The sequence below is a fragment of the Veillonella dispar genome, assembly GCF_900637515.1.
Lineage (GTDB): Bacteria > Bacillota > Negativicutes > Veillonellales > Veillonellaceae > Veillonella > Veillonella dispar.
In genome coordinates this window covers 896,119-916,813 of the sequence record NZ_LR134375.1, presented here as the reverse complement: position 1 = coordinate 916,813, position 20,695 = coordinate 896,119, and the positions used below count along the sequence as shown (strand labels likewise).

Sequence of the window (20,695 nt, the reverse complement as noted above, 5' to 3'; positions counted from 1 at the left end):
GATTAATCCTCTTTCCAAGATACATGACCAATTTCAACACTTGGTTTTGCATTCAATGTTAAATCTGCGAATTTACCGGCTTGGGCCATATAATAAGCGCGACAACCAATCATCGCTGCATTATCAGTGGACAAAATTTTATGAGGCTTGTAATAGGTAAATCCTTCTTTTTCGCACATCTTTTGTAATGCTGTTTGTAAACCTTTATTAGCAGAAACACCACCAGCTATGGTAATACGAGTTTCCCCCAATGTATGCGCTGCATCTCGTGTTTTCTCAACTAATACATCTACAATCGCCTTTTGGAAGGATGCTGCAACGTCTGCTTGATTTATCGGTTCATTCTTTTGCTGCTTACTATTTAAATAGTTTAACACCGCAGATTTTAAGCCACTGAAACTAAATTCAAAATTACCGGGCTCACTCAATGCTTTTGGAAATTCAATAGCATCTGGATTCCCTTCAAGAGCTAAAGCATCAATATGAGGGCCACCTGGGTAAGGGAAACCCATAACGCGAGCAATTTTATCAAATGCTTCCCCTGCTGCGTCATCCCGAGTTTGTCCAAGGATATCAAACTCTTCATAGCCTTTCACATGCACTAACATGGTATGACCACCAGACACGACGAGGCTTAAAAATGGAGGCTCCAATTCTGGATTAGCTAAGAAATTAGCAAAAATATGACCTTCCATATGGTGAACTGGTATCAAAGGAATACCTGTAGCAAAGGATAACCCCTTTGCAGCAGCTACACCAACTAATAATGCCCCTACAAGACCTGGGCCATAGGTAACGCCAATATGGTCTATATCTTGTAACGTCACATTTGCATCGCGCAATGCTTGATCTATAACCGGTATAACTTGTTCAATATGATGGCGTGATGCGATTTCTGGTACAACACCACCAAATTTTCTATGAATAGGTACTTGGCTAGAAATTACATTAGATAAAACAGTACGCCCATCCTTTAGGACGGATGCAGATGTTTCATCGCAACTACTTTCCAAGGCTAATGTGTAAATACTCATTCTATTTCCTCTGAAACGAGAGACATAATATAAGCATCCTCTTTTGGCTCTGAATAATACTCTTTACGAATTCCCTTAACAGTAAATCCTAGATTTCTATACATTGCCAAGGCCGGTAAATTAGATATGCGTACCTCCAAGAAGATTTCATGCATCCCTCTATTCAAACATTCTTCTATTAATTCTTTAGTAAGTTTTGAGCCATATCCCTTACCACGGGCGGAAGGTAAAATAGCAATATTCGTAATCTGTCCTTCATCGTATACGAGCCAAGCACCAGCATAGCCCACAATATGCTCATCTTCACAAATGACCATATATAGCTTATTATCGGCCCCTTCAAGTTCAGCAAGTACAGATTCCAAGCTCCATGGAACAGAAAAGGACTGTTGCTCTATATCATAAATGGATTGAGCATCATCTACCGTAGCTAACCGAATCTCCATTATTCTACTCCTGCCGCTTCAGTGACAACAACTGTAGGATTTTGGTTTAACATGTCTGGATTATCCTTATGGCGTTCCTCCCATAAAACCTCTGCTTCAGAGCGACGGATATAATAAGGAACCATATCCATTGGATCACATATCTCTTCACGGATAACTAAGTCGCGTCCCGCTAAAAGTAAAGAACTGGCTTTAGGAATGCGTTGTGAAATATCTAGAATAGTCAAATTAGTATCGTTTTCGTTTAAAAGCTTTTCAATGCGCTTGATACCATCACCTAAGAATAAGACCTCTTCCTTAGTTTCTCGGAACTTTTCTAATAAATCACTAGCCGCAATAACAAAGGGTTCCTCTTTACATACTAGCTCATTGTTTTCATATCGATACAGACCAGTATAGACATGCTTTTTCTGAGCATCGATAACAGTACAGATAGTTCTATTTGTATATGAAACATTATGAGCCAAACTATCCATTGTCATCACACCATACAATGGAATTTGTAAGGCATAAGCCATAGCTTTTGCAGTCCCCATACCTATACGCAATCCCGTAAATGAACCAGGACCGATGCTAACTATAATACCTTTTAGTTCATTCTTTTTTACTTGTGAGGCTCGCAACAACATGTCGATGTGAGGTATTAGCTGCTCAGAATGAGTTAATCCCGCTTGAATGGTTAATTCACCAATCAAGTTTGTTTCATCCATTAAGGCCACACTCGATACGAGCGAACTTGTCTCAATTCCCAACCACATATGGGCCTCCTATATCTACTAAATCATCTTTCGTAAGATAATCACTACTTAACGTAATGGATCGGCTTGTATCATCAATACGAGTTAAATATATCCATAATGTTTCATCTGGTAATTCATCAGAAAATTTATCAGCCCACTCCACAATGGATACACAGTCCTCTGTATATTCGTAAAAGCCAATATTTTCTAGTTCACTTATATCATCCAACCGATATACATCAAAATGATATAAATGTGTTCTATCAACATCGTAAGTATTCATGATAGCAAACGTAGGGCTTGTAATCTCCTCTGTAACGCCAAAGCCTTTCGCAATGCCTTGAGATAGATGAGTTTTTCCTGTCCCCAAATTACCAATTAAGGCAATACATAAAGGGTCTCCACTTTGTTTGACCCATTTGCCTAATAATTGTCCAAATTGTTGTGTATCTTCAACTGTATGAGTCTCTAATTGAACCTGTGCCTTATGATTCATGAAAATGATTATATCCTTTCGCTTCTATGGTCTTAATCGTTTTATCTGGTGTTACCATCTGCACCTGAGCTGGTCCAGATACAACTTCACCAATTATTGTAATGCCTGCTAAATTCTCTAATTTAGAAAGCAATGATTTAGGAGCCGTGAATACTAGTTGAAAGTCCTCTCCACCATACAATGCATAGTCCACTGGATTAGTCTGCAAATACTTAGCTAATTCATAAGTCTCCTCATGTAGTGGAATAGCTTTTTCCTCTATGACAATAGATACATTGCTAGCCGATGCAATTTCATTTAATTCACTACCGAGACCATCACTAATATCATTCATACTATGAATACCTAATTGTCTCAATTGTTGGCCCAATTCTATTTGTGGATCTGGACGTTGATGACCAACCTTGGTCATATGATAACCATCTAAATTATATGATAAGGCACCCAAACCTGTAGCAGCATAACCTACGTAATTTGTAATACCCACAATATCACCTACTTGCGCACCGCTACGCATAATAGCAGTTCCTTTAGGGACATCACCAATAATTGTTACAGTCCACACCATGGGCCCTTCCGTACACACCGTATCCCCACCAAGTATATTAAGATGATATTTTGCGCATTGATCTTTTATACCTCTATAAACTTCATCAAGAATAGCCGTATCAACATATTCAGGTGCCGCCACAGATAGCACAATTTGACGAGGAGTACCACCCATAGCAGCAATATCACTCAAATTGGCCGTCATGAGACGATAGCCTACATCATAGGGCTTCATATAGTGAAAGCTAAAGTGAACCCCTTCCACCATCGTATCAGTACTAATTAATTGATCTGTTTCTTCCTTAGCACTATATACAGCACAATCATCACCAATTCCTGTAATCACAGTACTTGGATCATGTATCGTATTATCTTGAATGTGGCGAATGAAATTAAATTCCCCTACATCTTTTAATTGCATCTCATCACCTGGCTTCCGATTAGTATACATATTGTATTGTAACATATATAAAAGACAACAAAAATAGCAGATAGTTGATATATCAACTATCTGCTATCAATGAGCCTAACTTAATTATTTTTTAATTAGGTTTGTCATCCGTTTAACAGGATCTTTCGTATCAAAGGAACCTACAGTAGGTACCTTTTTACCATTGCTAACGAAGAGAACACCATTAATATTATCAAAGGATGTCAATGTATTTACAATGGCAGCCATTTGTAATTTAACAGTTAAGTCCCCACCATTACCTTTTACGAAAGCGTCATTCACTTCTACAGAAGCAATGCCGTCCTTTACAGTAACGGATGTAATTTTAATATCCTTGGAGAATACTGGATATTTTTGTGCTCTATCAGCTTTTAACATCGCTAGAAGAGCAGCTTTAGGCGTTACTTTGTCCGCCTCCATCTCAACGGTTGATTGTTTTACCCCTGAGCCATCCTCTGTTGGAACAAAGAAGGCCATCTTAACCATTTCTTGAGATGTTTTTGTTGTTTCTGCATCCTTATTGACTTTCGTCTCTTGCACAGGTTCACTTTTACCCGTTGTAGGTGCTTGATTAGGTGTACAACCCGCTGCAAATGCAAGCAAACCTACGCAGAGGATCGACAGAACTTGTTTACGTAATTTCATCGATTAACCTCCAAAGTAACTAGCAATACCATTGGCAATGCGATTTGCAAAGTCTTCTTGTGTTTGAGGAGATTGCAATACACGTTCTTCATTAGGGTTGGAAATAAAACCAAGCTCTACAAGAACTGCAGGCATGTTAGAATGTCTCAACACATATAAGTTACCTTCTTGAATGCCACGGTCACCATTGAAACCTGGAACGCTAGCAATTTGAGATTGTACCTTTTGTGCTAATCGAGCATCATTGCCTGTTTTACTATAGTAGTATGTTGCAATACCACCAACACTTGGGTTGTTGAATGCGTTAATATGCACACTGATGAGCGCATCAGAATTGCTACGGTTTGCTACGTTAACACGAGCACCCAATTCATCAACACCACTTGCATTAGGACCGTATACGTCTACGTCTGTAGTACGAGTCATAAGCACTTTAGCGCCACGATTTTCTAGAGCTTTTTTCAAGTACATAGAAATCGGTAGTGTAATATTTTTCTCTTGTACACCATGCGGCCCAACGGCACCAGAGTCACTACCACCATGACCTGGGTCAATCGTAATTGTTTTACCAGATAGACCACCGCTAATAGAATAATTACCGGATCCTGTTGGCATATTTTTCGCAGGATGTGCAGAAGGAGATGGACGTTTGCCATAATAAGCAGGTTTAGGTACCACACCTTTTTTCTGTACATCTACAACGATGCGATACGGTTTCTGATTAACCGTATCTTTCTTTAGGGAAAATACCTTTACATCACTCGTATCGATAGATGAAGGTGTCTTAATTGTTACCTTCACATCTCTGCCATCTTCTGTGAGTCTAGCAGAACTAGCTATGCTAGAGTCCATATTGATATTCGCTTTAGCAGTTTTTAGCTTTGTGTTCTTTAAGGTAACAGTCGTCGTTTTCCCATCTTTGCTAATCGATGCAGACGCTTTTACCGGTGCTGACAAATCCATAACCATACGAACATATGGTACCGGTGCATCAGTTCGTGTCACCCATCGAGCATCTTCAAGATTAGCTGCCTTTGCTTGAGTCAAGAATAGTGGTATCGCCATCAAGACAGCAAGGCACATAAAAAATAGTTTACGCAATACATTCACTCCAATCTAACTGACATACGTAGTGTCCAAACCATAGAGATGAGTCGATGATATCTTTGTGAATCAAAGTCTCATCGTTCCAATCTATCCATAAACTAATGTTAGATTATAGATAGATTATTTCATACAAACATGAAGATTAGTATGCCGATTATACATATTACTATATAAAGTCTTTATACAGTACACACAAAAATCAGTTGCTTAAAATTAATTTTTGTGCTATGCAATCGATACTAACGTTCAGTTGTAATTTGCCATTCATTCCCATCCGTACTAATGTGAATACGTCCCATCGTATCTGTACGGTAAATGGCAATATTATTTTCCTGCAAACGACGTAATGTTACATCGTGAGGATGACCATAACTATTATACATGCCATTTGAAATTAATGCACTTTCTGGTTTAATAGATTTCAAAAAATCTTCAGAGCTACTTGTGCGAGAACCGTGGTGACCTACCTTAAGAACACGGGCAAACAGTCTAGAGTTCTGCTCTTTTATGAGTTTTTTCTCTTCTTGTAATTCTGCATCACCAGTAAAGAGCATAGAGAATTTACCAAAAATTAATTTACCTACAATAGAGTTATTATTAAGATCTGGCGCTCCTTTTTTATCTGTTAAAGGTTCAGTCCAAGGTGCATATACAACAAATACCGCTCCATGACCAAAATCTACTACATCACCACTACGCAATGTAGACCGTTGAATTTTATTTTTATCAATCCATTTTTCATAGGTTTTATACATATTATTATCAACAGAAATACCATCATCATACACATGTTCAATAGGCATAGCTTTTGCGATGGCATAGAAACCACCCATATGATCAGCATGAGGATGTGTGATAATTACATTTTTTAGCTTTGTAACACCCATAGATTTTAACTGTGCCACAATGTTCTCACGATGCTCTATATCACCTGTATCGATCATACTATATTCATCGCCAACCTTAAGTAATATGGCATCGCCTTGACCAATATCTAGCATATATACATCTAGATGACCTTCAGGATTCGTCTGCTTCGTATCAATTGAATAGCCTTCATTTACACTAGTGCTATTCTGAGATGCTGCATTAGCTACATCTTTATTCGTGCATCCCGCAATAGCAAAGATTGGAATACATAACACTAACAAAAAGGCTATAAATCGCTGTATTTTATTTGTCATTCTTATTCTCCCAATAATTCACTAATGACACAACCTATCGATGTACTTACATCACTAGGTGTATACCCCCAAGTTTTAGTATCACTTAGTATATCTGCACTGCGGCTATGTACATAGACACCTAAAATTGCACCATCTTGTAAGGAATAACCTTGGCTAATAAAACCTGCAATAATACCTGTTAATACATCCCCCATTCCGCCAGTTCCCATACCAGCATTTCCGATAGTATTAACATATACCGTACCATCAGGTAGTGCCACAACAGAAGGAATTCCCTTAAGTACTAACACTACTTGATGAGCCTTAGCAAATGCTCGAGCCAGTGTAATATAATGACGTTCAATCCATTTTATTGGCAAATCTATAAGTCTACTAAATTCACCTAAATGAGGCGTCATTACACAGTATGGCAGATTTTTTTGCACCTTATATACGGACTCAATATGGCCATCACGTAAAGCATCTTTATCGACAGAACCTACATGGCCTAATGCATATAACGCATCTGCATCAATGACGAGAGCGCCTTCACAGGAATCAATAGCTTGATTTACTACATCTGGAATATCTGTAGTGCGCCCCAAACCTGGCCCAATAGCAACTACTTGACGTCCGTCATAAAGGGATTCATTTTCATCGATAGATGTTACCATTACTTCCGGTATGATATGACCTTGCACAACATGTTTAATTATATCTGGAACGCCTAATGTAATCTTACCGGCTCCACTGTGAACAGCAGCTTCTGCGGCCAACATAGGGGCTCCAACCATATCACTAGATCCACCGACGATTAATGTATTCCCATTTACACCTTTGTGTGCCATAGGAACCCGATAATTAATTAGAGTTTCTGCTAAATCCGAATCAATCGTTATAGTACTATCTCGATCAACTAATACGTGTTGCCAAGGTGCTCCTAGCGGTGCAACAATAGCTGTGCCCCCTATGGCCTTACCAGGATATAACAATAAACCTTGTTTAATAGCCCCAAAGGTAACCGTATAATCATAAGTCAATGTTCCCTCTGAAATTTGACCAGAAGAAGCATCTAGCCCTGCAGGTACATCAATAGCCCACAAATCAAAATTATATTGACTACGCATAGTATCAATATCATGCAAAACATCGATGGTTAAATCCCGCAATCGGCCTGTTAAGCCTGTGCCCATAATGCCTTCTACAACAATAGCCACATTAGACCAATCATTGAATTCGTCATACGTATCAATGATACACCCCATTGCTTCACATCTTTCAAGTTGCATTGCAAAGAGGTCACTACATTTGCTCGTATCACCGACAAGTACAATTTGTACAGGTACGCCTTGTTCTAATAGATGACGAGCGGCTACAAGACCATCTGCCCCATTATTTCCTGTACCACAGATAAATAGCACAAAACTATTGATAGAACGTGCATTATCTAAGGAAAATAAGTCATATTGTCCCCATAAAGCATCTACAATGCCACGTCCTGCATTTTCCATTAGAATTTCTAAAGAAACACCTAACTGCTTAGGTACCTCTTGATCTATATATCGAGCATCTTCAGTTGTTAATATTTGCATCTTATGCTCCTTCAAGTATAACCGTACTCATTGCATATTCTTTACAATGGCTAATCGACACATGTATATCAGTATAACCTAATGTTTCATAGATTTCTTTGAAAGTATCTTGTAGACGAATTAAGGGCGCCCCCAATTCATCATGATAAATTTCTATATCTTGCCATGAACCATGGCGCATTCCCGTTCCTAATGCTTTAATGAAAGCCTCTTTAGCAGCATATATGCCAGCATAAGACGCATAACGCCCTTTTTTTTTGCTTTCACAGTAATCAATCTCATGAGACGTATAGACGCGATCACGAAATGGTTTAGATTTTTCTATAGCACAACGGATACGGTCAATTTCAATAATATCATTCCCTAATTTCATAATAACTCCTAAATTACCCCAACATTTATATTATACACTCTTAAAGTGGATAAAACATAGATAAAATCTAGGCATTTACTGAAAATGGTAATGTAGGTAAGCTATAAATTTCAACTTTCCCCTTGCGATTAACGGCTACATACATTTGACCATTACGATAATCCATATCTTCTACTTCCATACCTGACGCATAAGGAGTTATATTCTTAACAACACCTTCATCATCAACAGAAACAAAGGTTGTTAAGGTTGTAAATATAGTGTTACCATTTGCTGCATAGGCGCCATTATTATTTAAATCAGTATGCTCTGCATCAATTGTAAAGCTACGAATTCGGTTAAAATCAGCATCGTAATAATTAATTGTACGATGAGAATTTGTTAAAGGCACAATCGATACATATTCGTTGCGCTCTTTATCAAAGGCAAAGTTAAATACCTTTTCTTTTAATTTAATAGGTGCCTCTACAATCATGCTATCAGCTTCAATAGGTGTAACGATATATCCATCTACAACAGCGTTGGTTGTATAGTAGCGATTATTATTCGGATTATAGGTCAACGTATTCATATGGCCTAATAAACGTTTTTGACTATATTCATACTTAGCAACAACTTGTAACGTTGTTGGATTTATTTCATACATAATTTGTTTTGTATTATCTGAGTTTATACAAGCAAGAACAAATACATCTTTTTTAGAGTTATAACAAAAGCCTTGGCATTGATTAACAGAACTATCTAAGGGTATCTCAGCTAACCGTGTTAACGGTAAAGGCATTTGAACTACACTTACAGGTTGTGCTAGCTTTGGTATGTCAAAGACATTAGCAATATATTCAATTACACCTTGATCCATACTTTCACCTCAAGCAAATAAAATGTATACAACTGTATATTAATTCATAAATATAAATATATAAAAAATAGGCGGTAAGACAAAAGTCTTACCGCCTAAAGTTGGTGCCGGAGGTGGGACTTGAACCCACACGGTGTTACCCGCTTGATTTTGAGTCAAGTGCGTCTGCCATTCCGCCACTCCGGCGTCTCGGAACATTTGTTATTATACAGATATCCCAAAACAATGTCAACATATTTTTTATATTTTATCTAAAATATTTTTAACGGCTTCCATACCTACATCACATTGCTGCTTCCATGTAAGTGCTACCCCTGTTATATAGCCCTTGCGAGCATACTCCACATCGGTAGGGACACTTTCAGCACCATAATCAAGCTCACCTGCTAACCAGTAATAATCTTGCCCTCTTGAGTTAATACGAGCATCAATAATATTACTATAGGTTTGTAAACCTTGACTAACCATTTTAAAATGATCCCAATCACATGCGCCACGCAATGGGAAGTTTACATTTAATAAGCCATCAAATTGACCTTTAACATAAATCTTTTCAATTAATTCAAGTATAAAGGGGTGCATTTCATCCCCGCGTTCAGGAGAATACCGTTCAACAGATAATGCTAACCCTGGAATGCCGTAAAAACAACTTTCCATGGCAGCAGACACCGTACCGGAATACAATACATCCGATCCCAAATTAAAACCATGATTAATACCTGAAATCACAAGATCAGGCATATCATCAATCAATAAATAACTAAGACCAAACTTCATGCAATCAGAAGGAGTTCCCGTTAGAGCATAAAGGCGAGGATTTTCATCCTCGCCATTGTACGCATCTAATTTTAAAGGAATCTCAGTCGTCAATGCATGGGATTTAGCACTTTGCTCATTTGCAGGTGCTACAACGGTAATTCGATAATATTGACTTAAGTACGATGCAAGACGGCGTAAACCATCTGCTAAAATACCATCATCATTACACATTAAAATATGCATAGTCACTCCTACAGATTCTATTTTTTATTCTTATTCATGTTTCCCATACGGGTCAATTTAACGTCATTTAAGCCAACAGCTCGCGTATGAACTGTATGAGACCACACCTTATTATGACGGCGGAACCAACCTAAAATATTTACAGGAATCCAAGAGTATACAAACAATGGATATAGTAAATAGTAGAACCAAATCTTTGGTGGTACCTTAATCTTCAATAATACGATAAGTGGGAATAAATATTGACCCACCCCAATGATGGTCCATACAGACATCGGTAAAATTTGATACAAAATGTTTGTATAGATTGGTGTGTATGCATTGATATAAGACAATACCAAGTACACAGTAGTCAACAATAGGAAATATGGTTGACTCACTTGGAAAATACCATCCAAAATCATAATATTGCCAGTTTTAATACCTGTGGCAAACAACTTTGGAATGTAGCGGCCTGCACAGTCGAATTGACCTTGCGCCCAACGCAAACGCTGTTTACAAGACGCCATCATGGTTGTAACCTTTTCATCGTATACGATGGCATCATGAGCCCAACATGTGCGAATACCATGAGTTAACAACTTCATGGAGAATTCCATATCCTCAGTCAAGCTATTACAATCCCAACCATATTCACGGATGATGGATGTACGTATACACATACCAGTACCGCCTAACGCTGTAGATAAACCAACGCGGTATTTTGCTAAATGCCACATGTGGTTAACCATCCAAAATGCGATAGAGAATGTACCCGCAACCCATGAGTCCGTAGGGTTTTTAGAATTTAAGTAACCTTGAATAACAGATTCACCTTTTTCAAGATGATCATTCATTTCTAACATGAATTGTGGATGTACTAAATTGTCGGCGTCAAAGATAAGAAATGCATCATATTTCCGATCCATTTGTTCCACGCGATCAAACATCCACCCCATTGCATAGCCTTTACCTACTTCTTCTTTATTGAATCGTTCATGCACATTAGCACCAGCAGCTCTTGCTACCTCAGCAGTCTTGTCTGTACAGTTATCAGCTACAACAAAGATATCGTACAGCTCATCTGGATAATCTAGACTTCGTAAATTTTTTACTAATTCACCGACTACAGCTTCCTCATTATGAGCACACACAACAATAGCAAAGGAATTTTTTGGGGTATAGTTTTTATGTACTCTAGACCGCCACATACCGATTACGGCGAGTACAAAATAATAAACCGTATAAATTACGATTATTACCTGCATAGGGATCAATATCAGATCCAGTAGGTAATTCATACTATTATCCTCCACACACTTATTTACGCACCATATTTAACGCCCCATTAATAAGGCCAAACACTACATAGCCAGCAAAAATCATCACGGCCCATGTATGCCAATCATAAACGAGACAAGCTATAACAAAAATAGCAGTGAGTACAATGGAAAGTTTATTAATATTAACCGCAGATTTACCTTTGAAGTCTGGATATTTTACTTCACTAACCATTAAGAAGCCTACACCTATCATACAAACTACTAGTACAAATTGAGGTACCTCTACGCCACACAATACGTAAGTAGCTGCCAAGCAACCTGCTGCTGGAATTGGCAAACCTTCAAAGTAACCATGAACTTCTTCAGTTTTGATGTTAAAGCGAGCAAGACGGAATGCGCCTAATACAGCAAATGCTAGTAAAGGAACATAAGCAATCCAACCTAAACCGTATAGCTCTTTTATATATAACATATAAGCTGGAGCTACACCAAAGCCTACAACATCAGATAAAGAGTCTAATTCACGCCCCATAGGACCTGCTACACCTAATGCTCTCGCTACACGACCATCTAAACCATCAGCGACTAAGGATAATAGTACGCAAATAGCTGCATAGAAAGTATTACCTGTAGCAGAGAATGTGATGCCTAGGACACCGAAGGCTAAATTAGCACTAGTAAATAAATTTGGAATAATAGATTTATTCATGACGCAACCTCCCGATAACAGTGTCACCACCTGTAATATGTTGACCTTTTTCCACGAACAACTCTACATCCTTATCCATGTAGATTTCAGTACAGGAACCGAATTTAATCATCCCGTACAATTGACCGCGTTCAAGCACACTATCAAGATCCGTCCAAGATACTATACGACGCGCTAAAAGGCCCGCAATTTGTGTTACTAATACGGAAGTGCGATCATTTTCAATACAAATCGTATGACGTTCATTTTCAAATCCTACATCATCTTTAAAAGCAGGCAAGAAACTGCCCATTGTGTAATGGCGGTATGTAATTTTACCGTCAATAGGCGCACGATTGGCATGTACGTCGAAAACAGATAAGAAAATAGTTACCTTTTTACATTCTTTATGTAAGTAAATATCTTCGTATACATCAGAAATATCCATAATTTTACCATCTGCTGGAGATAAAATTAAATCTGGATCTTGAGGGATTACACGTTTAGGATTTCTAAAGAAATTGACGAAAAATAATGCCAGAATAAATGAAATAATCGCAATTACATAATGTCCTAAAAATCCTAACACCACAGTGATAATGAGCATAGCCCCTATCAGTGGAAACCCTTCCTTAATTATTGGTCCTGTAGGCACGATTCAACACTCCTCTATTTATTTCTAATAACGGTCCACATAAACTTAGGAATAGCCAACATGCGGCCAATCCGTTGAGGTTCTAAATATAATCGATACAACCATTCGAGACGATTGCGTTGCATCCATTCTGGGGCCCGAGGAATATTACCTGCCAAAACGTCAAAGGAACCACCAATACCAATGGCAACAACGCCATCAAGGTGACTCAATTTTTCTGAAATCCATTGTTCTTGCTTTGGTACGCCTAATGCAACAAACACTAATTTTGCCTTAGACTCCCCAATAGCTTTAACGATTTCTTGTTCCTCTACGCTATCGAAGAATCCATCATGAATCCCTGCAATATTTAATGGTCCAACTTGGGCAGATAAATTATCAATTGCTCGTTGAGCAACACCAGGTGCTGCCCCTAAGCAGTATACAGGAATTTGCTGGTCAGCCGCAACTTTAAATAATCGTTTTGTTACGTCTACCCCCGTTACGCGTTCAGGCACATGTTCGCCTTTACGCTCTGCAGCCCACAAAATGCCAGCCCCGTCAGGAACGACGAGACTAGCATTATTCAATATGGTGTGCAATGTAGGATTTTCATTAGCCAACATAACCATTTCTGCATTAGCCGTGGCTACTAAATGTAGCCCCGGCTCTTCAGTTAATTGCAAAATACATTGGACTGCCTCATCCATTGTTACACAATCGATAGGCACAGATAAAACAGAAATACGTTTATTCAATGTAATACTCCATTATCAACCACTATAATTTGGTGCTTCAACGGTAATGCTTACATCATGCGGATGACTTTCTTTTAAACCAGCCGCTGTAATTTGAATGAATTGAGTATTTTCAATCATTTCTTGGATGTTATGACATCCGCAATACCCCATACTTGCACGCAAACCACCAACCATTTGGAAAATTGTATCAGCCAACATACCTTTATAAGGTACGCGACCTTCAATACCTTCAGGAACTAATTTCTTAGCTTCTGTTTGGAAATATCGATCTTTACTACCAAGTTTCATAGCCCCTAAGCTACCCATGCCACGGTATACTTTATAGGAACGGCCTTGGTAAATCACTGTTTCTCCTGGGCTTTCATCAGTACCAGCTAAAATATTACCCATCATAACTACATTGGCACCAGCCGCAATAGCTTTGGCAATATCGCCAGAATATTTAATGCCCCCATCAGCGATGATAGGAATTCCATAGCGACGACCTACTTGAGCAGACTCATATACTGCAGTGATTTGAGGTACCCCAATGCCTGCAATAACGCGAGTTGTACAAATAGAGCCAGGTCCAATACCAACCTTAACAGCATCTGCACCAGCTTCGATAAGAGCCTCTGTACCAGCTGCAGTAGCAACATTGCCTGCAATAACAGGAATATGAGGATAAGCTTGTTTAATTTCTTTCAATGTACGTAGTACACCTGCAGAATGGCCATGTGCTGTATCTACAATGATTACATCAGCCTTTGCAGATACAAGTGCATCAAGACGATCATATAAATCTTTAGCCACACCAACAGCAGCACCAACTAATAGGCGGCCACTACTATCTTTAGCTGAATTTGGATATTTTGTCGCTTTTTCAATATCTTTTATAGTAATTAAGCCTTTTAAGTTTCCATCGCCATCTACGAGAGGTAATTTTTCAATACGATGTTCACTTAAAATTGCTTTTGCCTCTTCAAGAGAAGTACCTTCTGGTGCAGTAACAAGGGAATCCTTTGTCATGCAGTCTCCGATTTGGCGAGTTAAATCAGTTTCAAAACGCATATCGCGATTTGTAATGATCCCTACTAGTTTACCATGTTCTGTGATAGGTACACCAGAAATTTTATATTTTCCCATAATTTCTGCTGCATCAGATAGTAAATTTTGAGGGCTTAAGAAAATAGGATCAACGATAACACCATGTTCAGAGCGTTTTACCTTATCAACTTCATGAGCTTGTTCTTCAATAGACATATTTTTATGGATAACGCCAAGGCCACCTTCACGAGCCATAGCAATAGCCATACGGGATTCAGTAACTGTATCCATCCCAGAACTAATCATAGGGATATTTAACGTAATGTCACGAGTTAATTGAGTTTTTAACTCTACTTGATGTGGTAGCACATCAGAAGCCGCTGGTACTAATAAAACATCATCAAAAGTTAGTCCACGCATACCGAATTTATCGTCTCTCATATTTAATTCCTTTCCGTATAATAAAACAAAACTACGACCCGCCTAGTCCACATTGGACTAGGCGGTCAGTCGTAGCTTAGCGTTCAGACCGCAAAATGCCGCCTTCCATATAATCATCTTTTTTCATATCTACGAAGATAACTTTTACTGCGTCAGCAGGTACATTAACGATATCAACCGTAGCTTTAGTGATAGCTTCACCTAATTGTTTTTTTTGTTCTTTTGTGCGCCCTTCAACGAGCTCTACATGAATAAGTGGCATATTGACCTCCATAGATGAAAATGAAATAAATTTGTTTGTTCTATTATACGGTATGAGGAACAGATACACAAGGGAAAAACCCAGATAAAATCTAATATTATCGCTACTTATGTACTTATTATTCCTACCTCTTAATTATACAATATTCTAAGAAATTTTTCACCAAATCTTTTTTCTAATTCTTCTTTCATTACAGATTCAAGTTTTTCCATTCCATGTTGGCTTGCAAAATCTAATACATCCTTGCGAGCCTGTACTAATATTTCAATATCTTTAATAATATTGGCAACTCGCAAATCAGGTAATCCCGATTGAGCTAAGCCAAATAATTGACCAGAACCACGCAATAATAAGTCTTGTTCAGCAAGTTCAAAACCATCCTGTGTCTGCTCCATCAATTTCAAACGCTCTTGGCTCACATCATTTTTTGAATCACTTACAAGAATACAATATGATTGATGAGATCCACGGCCTACACGGCCACGCAACTGGTGCAATTGAGATAAACCAAATCGCTCTGCCCCTTCAATGCACATAATGGTCGCATTAGGCACATTGACACCAACTTCGATAACGGTAGTAGAAACGAGTAGTGAAATATCACCCTTATGAAAGGCATTCATCACTTCATCCTTTTCACTTGGTTTCATACGACCGTGAACAAGGCCAACCTCATAGGCCTTGTAAAAGTACTCTTTTAGTTCCAAATACAGTTCTTCTGCTGCCTGTAAGTCTAATTTTTCAGATTCTTCTACTAGAGGACATACTACGTACACTTGACGGCCTTCTGCCATCTCTTTGCCGAAGAAGTTTCTTAATCGTTCCTTATAGGAGCTATCTACAGCATAAGTTTTAACCGGCTTACGTCCAGGTGGCATTTCTTTAATTAAAGAAACCGCTAAATCACCATACACAGATAATGTCATGGTCCGAGGGATTGGTGTAGCTGTCATAATCAACACATGTGGGTATGTACCCTTTTGTTGTAATCGTGCCCGTTGCTCCACGCCAAAGCGATGTTGTTCGTCGATAATGACGAGTCCTAAATTATGGAAGTTAACACCCTCTTGAATAAGAGCATGAGTACCGATGATCATATTAATTGATCCATCAGCTAACCCCTCATAGATACGCTCTTTTTCTTTTTTTGTAGTAGAACCAGTTAATAACTCTATAGTAATACCTAAATTACGACATACCTCTGTTATGCCTTCATAATGTTGAGCTGCCAAAATCTCCGTAGGGGCCATTAATGCCCCTTGGTAACCATTTTCGATGGCCTTCAATAAACTCAATGTAGCTACAACAGTTTTACCAGAACCTACATCACCTTGTAATAATCGTTGCATAGGACGTTCATCTTCCATATCGATGCGAATGTCCTCTAATGCACGCTGTTGATCGCCGGTTAAGGAGAACGGCAAGTTTTCTATACATTGAGCCATTAAGTCTCCATTAGGCCCCATCTTAGATCCTTTATGACACTGCTCTTTATTCCGCAACAAGGCCAAACCAGATTGCATAACAAATAACTCTTCATAGGCCAATTGGTGACGCGCTTCTTCATATCGCTCTGAAGAAGCAGGGAAATGCATCATTTTAAAAGCATCATAGCGACTCATATATTGATGTGCTTCACGAACCTCAGCAGGCAAAATCTCTTGCAGTTCATGATTAGCGGCGAACCAATTACGTACCGATGAGCGCACCACAAATTGAGATACACCATCTGCAAGAGCATAAATAGGAACGATACCACGATCAGGCTCTCCACCATCCCCCAAATTTTCTATTTGGGGCGTATTCATTTGCATAGCCCCATATTGAAATTCCGCTTTGCCATATGCATATAAACGCTGACCTTTTTTATAAAAGTTCTTTTTATACCCTTGGTTAAACAAAACAATCTTTAGTGGACCAGTACCATCTGCAATGACCACCTCTAATATAGACAATCTAGGTCGAGGGCGTTTTTCTTGTACAGCAATAACATTGCCCATAACGCCACCGGTCATACCAGACTTTAATTCACCAATTCTATAAATTGTACGGCGGTCTTCATAGCTCCGAGGGAAATATGTCAACAATGATGTTACATTCGTAATCCCTAGCTTATGCAATTGTTTCTCCCGACCAGGACCAATTCCTTTAATGGTCGTTAACCGTTCATCCATAGAAACTCCTTTAAATATACGATAAACACTGAGGATATATCCAATTTCTGTATATCCTTGTGTAAAAGCCCATTCATATCATAGAATATGATATATAGTATACCTTATATTGTAGTATATTTCATAAAAAGAGCAATATGTACGATAAAAACACTTGCTTTAACTATGTCTTTATGATAATATACTTTTGTTATGTTATAGATTAAGCTTGGAGGTGGAAACTATGGCAAACCTTTGCGAAGTATGTGGCAAATCCACATCTAGCGGTATGAACGTGAGTCACTCTCACATTCGCACAAGAAAAACTTGGAAACCGAACATTCAAAGAGTACGGGCGGTTGTAGACGGTGCTACTAAAAAAGTTAACGTATGCACTCGCTGCCTTCGTTCTAATAAAATTACACGCGCGTAAAATAAAAAGTACATGTACTCTTTGGGGTTCTAGAGCCCCAAAAAAAGCAGTTAGTTCATTTGAACTAACTGCTTTTTTTGTTATCTATATACCTATTACTAAAAGTCTTACAATGTAATATTGGGAATATAATACTGTTTAAACAACTTAATAGCATATTGATCTGTTAAGCCTGCTACATAATCAACCACATCACGGGTAGAGTAAAACTCTCGATTACTTTCACAGCCCTCCATATCGTCAGGATGCTCCATAAAGTGAGTAAATAAGTTTTTCACCACATGAGATGCCTTATTTCGATCAGGAATTAAAGCTGGCGCCAAATAAACATTTTTAAACATAAATTGACGGAATAGATTCATTGTCATTTCTATATCGGAGGACATAGAAATAACAGGCTTATCTAAAGACTCACGCACCATATCTTCAACCATAGCGGTAATCATGCTGGATGGCGTCATACCAAAATGTTCACGCACTTCAAAAGGTAAGTTCTCGGCCGTCAACATTCCTGCCCGTTGCGCATCATCAAAATCGTGACACAAATAGGCAATGCGGTCAACGATACGAATAATTTGACCTTCTAAGGTAACTGGAATTGTTGCTCCTGTGTGGCCTACAATACCATCGCGCACAGCTGTTGTTAGATTAAGGCCTTGATGTTCACCATGCTTTTCTAACACCTCTACCATGCGCAAACTTTGTTCATTATGATTAAAATGGCCTACCATATCACGCAACGCATATTCCCCAACATGACCAAATGGTGTATGTCCCACATCATGCCCCATGGCGATAGCTTCTACCAAGTCTTCATTGAGTCGCAATGCACGAGCCACTGTACGTCCAATCTGGCCCACCTCAAGAGTGTGAGTCATGCGCGTACGATAATGGTCACCTGGCGCAATATAAACTTGTGTCTTATGCTTTAACCGTCTAAAACATTTACTGTGAATAATGCGATCCCGATCACGTTGAAATGCCGTTCTAAGTGGATCGGGAGCTTCCTCTATATCACGGATTGCATCGCGGCTTTTAGCAGCATAAGGAGAAAGGAGTAAAGCCTCCCTCTCCTCTATTTGTTCCCGTATATTCATTTACCCTCCGATGCACGGTTTTTATCGATCAATTGCATAACTAGAGATGCTGTTTCTTCGATAGATTTATTAGAAACATCTAGCACTTGACAATGTAAACGACGCATAATAGCTTTTGCATATTCTAATTCAGATTGAATACGCTCAATAGATGCGTAGTTTGCTTCGTCTTCAAGGCCGATAGCACGCAAACGTTCACTACGAATATTATTTAATTTGAATGGGTCAATAATAAGGCCCACGATTTTCTTTGCTGGAATTTTAAATAATTCCTCTGGTAATGGTACCTCAGGTACTAATGGCAAATTGGCAGCTTTAATCTTTTTGTAGGCCAAGAACATAGACAATGGTGTCTTACTTGTTCTAGATACACCAATAATAACTACATCGGCCTTTTCAAAGCCAGATGGATTTTTACCATCGTCATATTTTACGGCAAATTCAATGGCTTCTACCTTTTTGAAGTATTCTTGGTCAAGCTTATGAACCATACCAGCTGTCATACGAGGCTTTGTGGATGCAACAGTACCTACAGCATCGAGAACTGGGCCCATAATATCGACAGCAGGAATATTGTATTCCGCCACTTTTTCATGAAGATATTTACGTAAAGTCTCAGATACAATGGTATGACAAATAACATGATTACCACGTTTTGCATCTGCTATAACTTCATCAATTTGGCTTTCACTATCAATATAAGGAATACGAACAATTTCAATTTGTTCCTTATCATATTGACTCGCCGTAGCTCTTGCTACAGCCTCTGCGGTCTCCCCAAGGGAGTCCGATATTGCATAAATAATTTTTTCTGCCATTCTATCAACCTCAATGTATGCTACATTCTAAAAATACTTTCGCTACCGTCGTTTTAGATACACGGCCTACAACCTTTAAGCGTTTCTTGTTTTCCACATCCTCGCGAACGACGACAGGTAAACAATCCACTTCATAATCTATCATCTTCTGTGCAGCCTCTACTAATGTATCGGTAGGCTCCACTGTTATAACCTTGCTCACAGGGGTCATAATCATAGATATAGGCATTGTGTGCGAATCTGTTTGCCCCATAGAGGCACGCAACAAGTCCTTACGAGATACTACACCTACTAAATAGGAATCATCACACACTAGAATAGTCCCTACATCTTCAGTAAATATAGTAACAATCGTGTCATACAAACTTGTATCCCCATTGACTACGACGGCTTGAGATAATACATCACTTACCAGAAATGATTTTAATCGCTCTGCTGTTTGTGTTTCCTTTGAAAGCCCCACATAGTAATAACCTACATTAGGACGTGCATCTAAAACACCTAGCATAGTTAAAACAGATAAATCTGAACGCAATGCAGATCGTGTAACCTCTAAATGTTCAGCAATAGCACTACCTGTAACAGGTCCTTCTTCACGAACGATTTGAGCAATTTGTTCTTGTCGTTTCGACAGTTTCACACGGTAACCCCCTTTCATCT

General features: G+C 38.7%; 23 protein-coding genes and 1 tRNA gene. 1 reads left to right on the top strand and 23 read right to left on the bottom strand.

Features of this window, described 5'->3' with window-relative positions:
- Positions 1-2: 2 nt before the first annotated feature.
- The 20 genes from tsaD to recG form a co-directional block, all read right to left on the bottom strand.
- Entirely contained in the window at positions 3-1,034 is a 1,032-nt protein-coding gene (tsaD, locus tag EL171_RS04195) for a tRNA (adenosine(37)-N6)-threonylcarbamoyltransferase complex transferase subunit TsaD (RefSeq protein WP_005386360.1), read from the bottom strand.
- Positions 1,031-1,480: a ribosomal protein S18-alanine N-acetyltransferase gene (gene rimI / locus EL171_RS04190; RefSeq protein ID WP_005386358.1), complete on the bottom strand. Its 450-nt coding sequence runs from the start codon at positions 1,478-1,480 to the stop codon at positions 1,031-1,033. The genes tsaD and rimI overlap by 4 nt, the downstream gene beginning before the upstream one ends.
- Complete coding sequence (gene tsaB / locus EL171_RS04185) at positions 1,480-2,238, bottom strand: tRNA (adenosine(37)-N6)-threonylcarbamoyltransferase complex dimerization subunit type 1 TsaB (RefSeq protein WP_005386357.1); 759 nt, start codon at positions 2,236-2,238, stop codon at positions 1,480-1,482. Before tsaB ends, rimI begins: the two co-directional genes overlap by 1 nt.
- Positions 2,222-2,716, bottom strand: coding sequence for a tRNA (adenosine(37)-N6)-threonylcarbamoyltransferase complex ATPase subunit type 1 TsaE (gene tsaE / locus EL171_RS04180; RefSeq protein WP_005386354.1), 495 nt, complete (start codon positions 2,714-2,716; stop codon positions 2,222-2,224). The genes tsaB and tsaE overlap by 17 nt, the downstream gene beginning before the upstream one ends.
- A complete protein-coding gene (gene thiL / locus EL171_RS04175; protein ID WP_039969140.1) occupies positions 2,706-3,686 on the bottom strand; it encodes a thiamine-phosphate kinase in 981 nt (326 codons plus the stop codon). The genes tsaE and thiL overlap by 11 nt, the downstream gene beginning before the upstream one ends.
- Before the next feature lie 114 nt (positions 3,687-3,800).
- Positions 3,801-4,361 carry a GerMN domain-containing protein gene (locus EL171_RS04170; RefSeq protein ID WP_005386352.1) on the bottom strand — a complete coding sequence of 187 codons (561 nt, stop codon included), beginning with the start codon at positions 4,359-4,361 and terminating at the stop codon, positions 3,801-3,803.
- Positions 4,362-4,364: 3 nt separating this feature from the next.
- On the bottom strand, positions 4,365-5,462 hold the full coding sequence (locus tag EL171_RS04165; protein ID WP_039969139.1) for an N-acetylmuramoyl-L-alanine amidase family protein: 1,098 nt from the start codon (positions 5,460-5,462) through the stop codon (positions 4,365-4,367).
- Positions 5,463-5,707: 245 nt separating this feature from the next.
- Complete coding sequence (locus EL171_RS04160) at positions 5,708-6,652, bottom strand: ComEC/Rec2 family competence protein (protein ID WP_005386348.1); 945 nt, start codon at positions 6,650-6,652, stop codon at positions 5,708-5,710.
- A 2-nt stretch (positions 6,653-6,654) separates the two neighbouring features.
- Entirely contained in the window at positions 6,655-8,226 is a 1,572-nt protein-coding gene (locus EL171_RS04155; RefSeq protein WP_005386347.1) for a bifunctional ADP-dependent NAD(P)H-hydrate dehydratase/NAD(P)H-hydrate epimerase, read from the bottom strand.
- A gap of 1 nt (position 8,227) precedes the next feature.
- Positions 8,228-8,599, bottom strand: coding sequence for a holo-ACP synthase (acpS, locus tag EL171_RS04150; protein ID WP_005386345.1), 372 nt, complete (start codon positions 8,597-8,599; stop codon positions 8,228-8,230).
- A gap of 67 nt (positions 8,600-8,666) precedes the next feature.
- Positions 8,667-9,458 (bottom strand): hypothetical protein, encoded by a 792-nt coding sequence (locus tag EL171_RS04145; protein WP_005386344.1) that lies wholly within the window; start codon positions 9,456-9,458, stop codon positions 8,667-8,669.
- Positions 9,459-9,560: 102 nt separating this feature from the next.
- Positions 9,561-9,644, bottom strand: a tRNA-Leu gene (locus EL171_RS04140).
- A 54-nt stretch (positions 9,645-9,698) separates the two neighbouring features.
- Positions 9,699-10,460 (bottom strand): 5'/3'-nucleotidase SurE, encoded by a 762-nt coding sequence (surE, locus tag EL171_RS04135; protein ID WP_005386343.1) that lies wholly within the window; start codon positions 10,458-10,460, stop codon positions 9,699-9,701.
- 17 nt (positions 10,461-10,477) lie between these two features.
- Positions 10,478-11,740, bottom strand: a complete 1,263-nt coding sequence (locus EL171_RS04130) for a glycosyltransferase family 2 protein (RefSeq protein WP_005386342.1) — start codon at positions 11,738-11,740, stop codon at positions 10,478-10,480.
- 19 nt (positions 11,741-11,759) lie between these two features.
- Positions 11,760-12,431, bottom strand: coding sequence for a CDP-diacylglycerol--serine O-phosphatidyltransferase (pssA, locus tag EL171_RS04125; protein ID WP_126413450.1), 672 nt, complete (start codon positions 12,429-12,431; stop codon positions 11,760-11,762).
- The gene (locus EL171_RS04120; RefSeq protein WP_005386340.1) at positions 12,424-13,065 is read right to left on the bottom strand and encodes a phosphatidylserine decarboxylase family protein; all 642 of its coding nucleotides are present in this window, start codon (positions 13,063-13,065) and stop codon (positions 12,424-12,426) included. The genes pssA and EL171_RS04120 overlap by 8 nt, the downstream gene beginning before the upstream one ends.
- 14 nt (positions 13,066-13,079) lie before the next feature.
- Complete coding sequence (locus tag EL171_RS04115; RefSeq protein WP_039969137.1) at positions 13,080-13,802, bottom strand: WecB/TagA/CpsF family glycosyltransferase; 723 nt, start codon at positions 13,800-13,802, stop codon at positions 13,080-13,082.
- Between the two features lie 15 nt (positions 13,803-13,817).
- The gene (guaB, locus tag EL171_RS04110; RefSeq protein ID WP_005386338.1) at positions 13,818-15,272 is read right to left on the bottom strand and encodes an IMP dehydrogenase; all 1,455 of its coding nucleotides are present in this window, start codon (positions 15,270-15,272) and stop codon (positions 13,818-13,820) included.
- A 76-nt stretch (positions 15,273-15,348) separates the two neighbouring features.
- Positions 15,349-15,534: a 4-oxalocrotonate tautomerase gene (locus tag EL171_RS04105; RefSeq protein WP_039969136.1), complete on the bottom strand. Its 186-nt coding sequence runs from the start codon at positions 15,532-15,534 to the stop codon at positions 15,349-15,351.
- A 131-nt stretch (positions 15,535-15,665) separates the two neighbouring features.
- Positions 15,666-17,708 carry an ATP-dependent DNA helicase RecG gene (recG, locus tag EL171_RS04100; protein WP_005386335.1) on the bottom strand — a complete coding sequence of 681 codons (2,043 nt, stop codon included), beginning with the start codon at positions 17,706-17,708 and terminating at the stop codon, positions 15,666-15,668.
- Between the two features lie 223 nt (positions 17,709-17,931).
- On the opposite strand from recG, the gene rpmB reads away from it, so the two are divergent.
- Complete coding sequence (rpmB, locus tag EL171_RS04095) at positions 17,932-18,120, top strand: 50S ribosomal protein L28 (protein ID WP_005386334.1); 189 nt, start codon at positions 17,932-17,934, stop codon at positions 18,118-18,120.
- A gap of 107 nt (positions 18,121-18,227) precedes the next feature.
- Here rpmB and EL171_RS04090 read toward each other — a convergent pair whose 3' ends face one another.
- Genes EL171_RS04090 through EL171_RS04080 form a run of 3 tightly spaced genes read right to left on the bottom strand, consistent with a single transcriptional unit; the run spans position 18,228 to position 20,675 of the window.
- On the bottom strand, positions 18,228-19,217 hold the full coding sequence (locus EL171_RS04090; protein ID WP_005386332.1) for a deoxyguanosinetriphosphate triphosphohydrolase: 990 nt from the start codon (positions 19,215-19,217) through the stop codon (positions 18,228-18,230).
- On the bottom strand, positions 19,214-20,035 hold the full coding sequence (locus EL171_RS04085) for a pyruvate, water dikinase regulatory protein (protein ID WP_005386331.1): 822 nt from the start codon (positions 20,033-20,035) through the stop codon (positions 19,214-19,216). The genes EL171_RS04090 and EL171_RS04085 overlap by 4 nt, the downstream gene beginning before the upstream one ends.
- A 10-nt stretch (positions 20,036-20,045) precedes the next feature.
- The gene (locus EL171_RS04080; RefSeq protein ID WP_174683254.1) at positions 20,046-20,675 is read right to left on the bottom strand and encodes a helix-turn-helix transcriptional regulator; all 630 of its coding nucleotides are present in this window, start codon (positions 20,673-20,675) and stop codon (positions 20,046-20,048) included.
- Positions 20,676-20,695 lie beyond the last annotated feature (20 nt).